We start from the raw sequence: 6844 nt of genomic DNA on the forward strand, positions 1-6844 counted from the left end.
TTTGTGCGCGAGGGGGGACTTGAACCCCCACCCTCTAATACGAGGACTAGCACCTCAAGCTAGCGCGTCTGCCTATTCCGCCACCCGCGCGAGTGTCACAACCACGATTCGAGGACTCGGAGGACCCCGTGTGGCCGTTGGCAACGAGAAGTAACTTATCACATCCGAGAGCCAGACTCGAAAACACCCGACCGGCCCAGGAAGCAGCATGCCGCCGGTCCGTGAGAACGGACCGGCGGCACAGCTACAGCGCGGGTGACTTACTTGCCGGTCTGGGCCAGGAAGTCCTCGGCACCGCCCACGAGCTCCACGTGACCGGTCTCCACGTCGGCGGAGACCATCTTGGCGATCTCCTGGGCGAACTCGTTGACCGAGTAGAGCTTGCCGGCGGATTCGCGGCGTTCTTCGAGCGCGCCGGGACGAGCACGGTTGAGCAAAGTGGCGGTCACGGTGCCCTCGATCATGTCCGCGGAGACCACCACGAAGCTCACGCCCCGCTCGGACATCTCGGGCACCCGCGCGGTCAGGGTGTCCTCACCGGCGCGCTTGGACTTGGCCACGGCCTCGTACTCCGGCATGGTTTCCACGTCATTGATGAAGTGCGCCTGGTGGCTGGTCACGAACACCACGCGGCCGCCCTCGGGAAGCACCTTGAGACCCTCGGTCAGGGCGTCGTTCTGGGCATCACGGTTCAGGCGCAGCGCGTAATCCTCGCCCATGCCCGATTCCATGCCGCCGGAGGCGTTGAGGATCAAAATATCCACCCCGCCGAACTCGTCCACACCGGCCTGCAACAGACCGCGCAGGGACTCGACGTCGGTCATGTCGGCCTGGACCGCGATTGCTGCGCCCCCGGCCTCGGTGATGTCCTTGACCACCTTGTTGGCACGGGGCGCCTTCTGGCGATAATTGACGACGACGTTCGCGCCCTCCCCCGCCAAAATCTTGGCGGTGTCTGCGCCCACCCCTCGCGAGGAACCCGTAATCACTACGGTTTTACCTGCCACTGAACTCATGCGGTTCTCCTTTGTCGCGCTGCGCTGTTCAAGATTGTCTTGAGAGTTAGTGTCCCATGACCAGGCCACCGTCCACGGGGATGACGGCGCCGGAAATGTAGGCGGCGGCGTCGGAGGCGATCCAACGAACGGTCTCCGCGATCTCCTCCGGCCTACCGAAGCGGCGGGCCGGAATCATCGACAGGTAGTCGGCCTTGACCTCGTCGCTGAGAGCGTCGGTCATGGCGGTTTCGATATAGCCCGGGGCCACCACGTTGGCGGTCACGCCGCGGGCACCCAGCTCACGGGTGATGGCGCGGGCCATGCCCACCATTCCCGCCTTGGATGACGCGTAGTTGACCTGACCCGGTGCGCCCACAAAGCCGACCACGGAGGAGATCAGCACGATCCGGCCCTTCTTCAAGCGCATGAAGCCCTTGGTCGCGCGCTGCACCACGCGGAATGCGCCGGTGAGGTTGGTGTCGATGACGTCCTGAAAGTCGGCTTCTTTCATGCGCAGCAGCAGGGTGTCCTTGGTGACGCCGGCGTTGGCCACCAAGACCTCCACGGGACCGAACTTTTCTTCGATCTGCTTGAACGCGGTGTCCACGGACGCGGAATCGGTGACGTCCGCTTGGACGGTGAATGCGCCGTCGGGCCCGTCATCGCCGGAACGCGAGGTGACCGCCACGTTGTCACCGGCGGCCACGAACGCCTCGGCAATGGCACGGCCAATGCCGCGGTTGCCGCCCGTGACCAGTACGGTGCGGGCGCCTTCGGTGGTGGGCTGATCAGCCATGGTGAACCTTTCCTCGAAACGACGGCGTGGCAAGGGTCAACGCCAGATAACACGCTAGTAGTGAACTGACAGGCCATCCTATCCGGACACCCACAGAACTCGGCCCCATGGGTTGGGGAGTTGGCACAACGGTGAGACAATTAAGGGAAGTGCTCAGCGCGCTCCCCGGAACCCATGACACCATAATGCGTCTGCGTTTTTCCGGCCCATGACTTCCAAGGATCTGTTCAGCATGCCACGCACGCACACGCCTTCGCGAGACGCCACCGGAGTTCACTCGATTACTTCGGCGGCGGGTCCGCACACGCAGGACATGTCTCACCGCATGAAGGTGTACGCGCTCCAACAGGGTCTGCGCATCGTGTGCATCGTTGGCGTGGTTTTCATCGACATCCTGTGGGTGCGCGTCCTGCTGTGTATTGGTGCGGCAGTACTGCCCTGGATCGCCGTGATGATGGCCAACCGCGGCGCGGACCGCTCCGAGCGCACCAGCACGTACTACCGGCCACCGCAGCGCATCGAACTGCCCACGGTTGCCGAGACTCAGGCCAAGCCCGAGAATCCGGAAACGGTGGTCGTGGACGGCGAGTTCCGCACACATGAACCGCCCAAGGCGATCACGTATAACCGGATGGGTACATCCCGCAATTGAGCCCCGGTTGCCATCCGGGCACCGAACATCTGTCACACCGAGGAGTAGTTGAACCGTGGAATTTGATCTGCTGGGTTCCCTGAGTCCCCACGAGGGCTCCCCGAAACCGGCCACGAACTCCACGGACCACCCCGCGGTTCCGCAATGCTCACGTCGCGGGTGCGGTCGCAACGCCGCGTGGCAACTACTGTGGAACAACCCCAAGGTCCACGCCCCGGAGCGCCGCAAGGTGTGGCTCGCCTGTGATGAACACCGCGAATACCTGGGTGAGTTCCTGACCCAGCGTGACTTCCTCAAGGCCGTGGAGCCCTTCACCGGCGCGGAGGACCAATCCTGATGCGCAAATACACTTTCCTCTTCTCCGGCACCTGGATCGCGTGGTTCATGATGTGCGTGGTCGCCGCGATCGTGTGCGCGTTCCTGGCCCAGTGGCAGATGTCCCGCAACGATCACCTGGTGGCGGAGAACGACAAGATCGAGAACAACTACGACGCACCCGCGCTCAGCGCCGCCGAGGGCCTCCCCTTGTTCGCGGACTACGACGACACCCAGACCTGGCAGCCGGTGACCCTGGAGGGCCAGTACCTGCCCCAGGACACCACACTCGTGCGTAACCGCCCCCAGGACGGCCGCGTGGGCTACGAGGTGCTTGTTCCGTTCCGCGCGGATGACGGTCGCACCGTGGTCATCAACCGCGGCTGGATCCCGACCGGCGACGGCGCCAACGGCCTTCCCGGGGTGGTTCCCCAACCGCCGTCGGGCGAGGTGACCGCAACGGTGCGGCTACGTCCGGGAGAGGTCGCCGTGGACCGTGGCGCGCCCGAGGGCCAGATCGCCTCGATCGATCTCGAACAACTCAACGAGCGCCTGACATACCCGATCGCCACCGGGGGTTATGGCCTGCTGGCCTCGGAGAACCCGCCCGCGGCCGAGCGGCCCGCGGCTCCGGCCAAGCCCGAGATCAACTACGGCCCGCACCTGTCCTACTCACTGCAGTGGTTCGCGTTCGCGTTCTTGGTCTTCGTGGCCTTCGGCTACGCCGCCCGCCAGCACGTGCGCAACGAGGAATGGGACCGCGCCTACGCCGCCGAGGTCGAACGCAAACTCGCCCAGTACTACGACGCCCAGGGCAACTACACCGGAGACGTGGACGAAGAACTGATCATTCGCGAACTCCAAATGGCGGACGACATGCCCGCCCACCTCAAGTCCCTGTACCGGCCCAAGACGACTCGCCGCTCCAACACCGTGACCAACGAAGACGAAGAGGACGCCCTGTTGGACGCCCTCGAGTCGCAGCGCAACTGAGCCTCAGGCCAGCGAGATCAGGTCCTGGTACTCCTGGCTCCACAGGTCCTCAATGCCGTCCGGGAGCATGACCACGCGCTCGGGTTCGAGTGCTTCCACCGCGCCCTCATCGTGGGACACCAGAACCACGGCGCCCTCGTAGTTGTGCAGGGCGTTGAGGATCTCGCGGCGCGAGGCCGGGTCCAGGTTGTTGGTGGGCTCATCCAGCAGCAGCACATTCGCCGACGACGCCACCAGTGTGGCCAGCGCCAGTCGCGTCTTCTCACCGCCGGAGAGCACCCCGGCGGGCTTGTCGACGTCGTCGCCCTGGAACAGGAACGACCCCAGGATGGTGCGCACCTGCGTGTCCTGAAGCTCCGGCGCGGCGGACTTCATGTTTTCCAGCACCGTGCGGCCGGTGTCCAGGGTGTCGTGCTCCTGGGCGAAGTAACCGAGCTTGAGCCCGTGGCCGGCAATGACCTCGCCGGTGTCCGGTTGGGCCTGCCCGGCCAGCATGCGCAGCAGCGTGGTTTTACCGGCACCGTTGAGCCCGAGCACCACCACGCGGGAACCGCGGTCGATCGCGAGGTCCACGTCCGTGAAGATCTCCAGGGAGCCGTAGGACTTGGACAACCCCTCCGCGGTGAGCGGGGTCTTGCCGCAATCGGCGGGTTTGGGGAAGCGGATCGCGGCCACCTTGTCCTGCTGGCGCTCACCCTCAAGCCCCGCCATGAGGCGCTCGGCGCGGCGAATCATTTGCTGAGCGGCCACGGCCTTGGTGGCCTTGGCGCGCATCTTGTTGGCCTGGTCCATGAGGGCCCCGGCCTTCTTCTCCGCGTTCTGACGCTCGCGCTTGCGGCGGGCCTCGTCCTGTTCGCGCTGCTGCAAGTAGTTCTTCCAGGACATGTTGTACACGTCGATCACGCAGCGGTTGGCGTCCAGGTAGAGCACCTTGTTGACCACCATGTTCATGAGTTCCACGTCGTGGGAGATCATGAGCACGCCGCCCTGGTAGTTCTTCAGGAACTCCCGCAGCCACACCACGGAGTCAGCATCCAAGTGGTTGGTGGGCTCGTCCAGGAGCATGATGTCCGCGTCCGAGAAGAGGATCCGGGCCAGCTCCACACGGCGGCGTTGACCACCGGAAAGCGTGTGCAGCGGCTGTTCGAGCACGCGCCCGGGCAGGTCCAGGTTGCTCGTAATGGTGGCCGCCTCGGACTCCGCGGCGTAACCGCCACCGGCGAGGAACTCGGTCTCGAGGCGGTCGTAACGTCGCATGGCCTTGGACCGCACGGCGTCGTCCTCGGAAGCCATGTCCTGCTCGGCCTGGCGCAGCTTGGCCGTCACCCCGGCGAGGTCGCGGGCGGAGAGGATCCGGTCGCGCGCGAGCTGGTTCATGTCATCGACCTTGGGGTCCTGGGGCAGGTAGCCAATGGTGCCCGAACGGGTCACCTCACCGGCGGCCGGCAGGGCCTGGCCCGCGAGGACCTTGGTCATGGTGGTCTTGCCCGCTCCGTTGCGGCCCACCAGGCCGACCTTGTCCCCTCGATCCACCCGGAAATTCACTTCGTCCATGAGCAGGCGAGCTCCGGCGCGCAATTCGAGGTTTGTAACGGTGATCAAGAGGGAGAGGCCTTTCCGAAGACATGAGGGGGCAAACGAGATGCCCCGAACCTGCGGGGCACCGACCCAGTCTAGCCGCGGTGAGGCGCTGGCTGAACTAGACTCCGTGAACATGAGCGAAACCACAGGTTCCCCCCGAAAAATCAACTCGTTCGACCTGGCCAACATCGCGGTTTTCGCCGCGCTGACCAGTGTTCTGGCGTTGGCCCCGGCCATTCCCGTGGGCGCGCTCGGGGTGCCCATCACACTGCAGACGCTCGCCGTGTTCCTCACCGGCATGATCCTGGGTGGCTGGCGCGCGTTCCTGGCCATTGCGCTGTACGTGGTGGTCGGACTGTTGGGCGTGCCGATCTTCGCCGGTTTCGTGGGCGGGCCGGGCGTGCTGGCCGGCCCTTCGGTCGGATACCTGCTCTCGTTCCCGCTCGCCGCCGCCCTGGTCGGGTTCCTGGCCCACCGGTCCGTGCGTGAGGAACACGTACGACGCCGCGCCGGCTCCACCTCCGCCACGCCCGACAAGCGCCGCGGGCTGGGTCTCAAGCTCTTCCTGGCCGGTGTGGCCGGGCTGATCCTGTCTCACGTGCTGGGCATTATCGGCATGATGCTGGTGGGCGGCCTGAGCCTCAACGCCGCGGTGATCGCTGACCTGGCGTTCATCCCCGGTGACCTGATCAAAGCCGCTGCCGCCGCGCTGATTGCCGTGGCCGTGCACCGTGCCTTCCCGCGCATGGCCGGAGCCGTTCTCTAGTACATGGCCCGTACCTCCGGATCTTCCCATTACGACCCCTTGGTGCCCCACGCATCCCCGGGGTCGCTGTACTGCGCCAACGTGAGCCTCACCGTGGACTCTCCCGCGGGCCCGTTCACCGTGCTGGACCGTGTCAGCTGCGAATTCACTCATCCCCGCACGGCGGTGATCGGGCTCAACGGCTCCGGCAAATCCACGCTGCTGCGCTTGTTCAACGCCCTGGTGGTACCGCAGTCGGGGGTGGTGCGGGTCAACAGCATTGATCCGGTGGCCTTTCCCCGCGAAGCCCGCGCGGCCGTGGGATTCGTGTTCACGGACCCCGCATCCCAGATCCTGATGCCCACCCCGATCGAGGACATCGAACTGTCCCTGCGCCGCCACGTGCCCAACCGGCACGAACGCACGGAGAAAGCCCGCGACTGGTTGATGCGGATGGGGCTGGAGCACCGTGCCCACCACAGTGTGTTCGATCTCTCCGGGGGCGAGCGGCAACTCGTGGCGCTGGCGGCCGTCCTCGCCGCCGAACCACAGGTGCTGATCCTGGACGAGCCCACCACACTGTTGGATCTGCGCAACCAGCTCAAACTCATCGACATGCTCGACGACCTGGGGCAACAGCAACTCATCAGCACCCACGACCTGGACCTCGCCGCCACCGCTCAACACGTGGCCGTGGTGCATGAGAGTCGCATCATTGCCCAGGGTCCGCCGGCCGAGATGATTCCCCGGTACAAGAGCTGGTG

At 65.4% G+C, this 6844-nt stretch carries 8 protein-coding genes and 1 tRNA gene; 5 read left to right on the forward strand and 4 right to left on the reverse strand.

All coding sequences use genetic code 11. The features are described from left to right. Positions 1–4: 4 nt before the first annotated feature. The 3 genes from Q4E95_RS07895 to Q4E95_RS07905 all read right to left on the reverse strand — a co-directional run bounded on the left by Q4E95_RS07895 (position 5) and on the right by Q4E95_RS07905 (position 1794). Positions 5–90, reverse strand: a tRNA-Leu gene (locus tag Q4E95_RS07895). A gap of 170 nt (positions 91–260) precedes the next feature. Beyond that, on the reverse strand, positions 261–1016 hold the full coding sequence (locus Q4E95_RS07900; protein WP_303382780.1) for an SDR family oxidoreductase: 756 nt from the start codon (positions 1014–1016) through the stop codon (positions 261–263). Between the two features lie 46 nt (positions 1017–1062). After that, a complete protein-coding gene (locus tag Q4E95_RS07905; RefSeq protein WP_303382781.1) occupies positions 1063–1794 on the reverse strand; it encodes a beta-ketoacyl-ACP reductase in 732 nt (243 codons plus the stop codon). 232 nt (positions 1795–2026) lie between these two features. Here Q4E95_RS07905 and Q4E95_RS07910 point away from each other — a divergent pair, with 232 nt between their 5' ends. Genes Q4E95_RS07910 through Q4E95_RS07920 form a run of 3 tightly spaced genes read left to right on the forward strand, consistent with a single transcriptional unit; the run spans position 2027 to position 3754 of the window. Next, complete coding sequence (locus Q4E95_RS07910; RefSeq protein WP_303382782.1) at positions 2027–2446, forward strand: DUF3099 domain-containing protein; 420 nt, start codon at positions 2027–2029, stop codon at positions 2444–2446. A gap of 55 nt (positions 2447–2501) precedes the next feature. Then, a complete protein-coding gene (locus Q4E95_RS07915; protein ID WP_303382783.1) occupies positions 2502–2783 on the forward strand; it encodes a hypothetical protein in 282 nt (93 codons plus the stop codon). Next, the gene (locus Q4E95_RS07920; RefSeq protein WP_303382784.1) at positions 2783–3754 is read left to right on the forward strand and encodes an SURF1 family protein; all 972 of its coding nucleotides are present in this window, start codon (positions 2783–2785) and stop codon (positions 3752–3754) included. Before Q4E95_RS07915 ends, Q4E95_RS07920 begins: the two co-directional genes overlap by 1 nt. 3 nt (positions 3755–3757) lie before the next feature. Here Q4E95_RS07920 and Q4E95_RS07925 read toward each other — a convergent pair whose 3' ends face one another. Next, the gene (locus Q4E95_RS07925) at positions 3758–5356 is read right to left on the reverse strand and encodes an ABC-F family ATP-binding cassette domain-containing protein (protein WP_303382785.1); all 1599 of its coding nucleotides are present in this window, start codon (positions 5354–5356) and stop codon (positions 3758–3760) included. Positions 5357–5468: 112 nt separating this feature from the next. Here Q4E95_RS07925 and Q4E95_RS07930 point away from each other — a divergent pair, with 112 nt between their 5' ends. Next, complete coding sequence (locus Q4E95_RS07930; protein ID WP_303382786.1) at positions 5469–6101, forward strand: biotin transporter BioY; 633 nt, start codon at positions 5469–5471, stop codon at positions 6099–6101. 3 nt (positions 6102–6104) lie between these two features. Further along, positions 6105–6844, forward strand: a 740-nt coding sequence (locus tag Q4E95_RS07935; RefSeq protein WP_303382787.1) for an energy-coupling factor ABC transporter ATP-binding protein, incomplete at its 3' end; no start/stop codon positions are given.

This window comes from Kocuria sp. (assembly GCF_030536815.1).
Classification (GTDB): Bacteria; Actinomycetota; Actinomycetes; order Actinomycetales; family Micrococcaceae; genus Kocuria; species Kocuria gwangalliensis.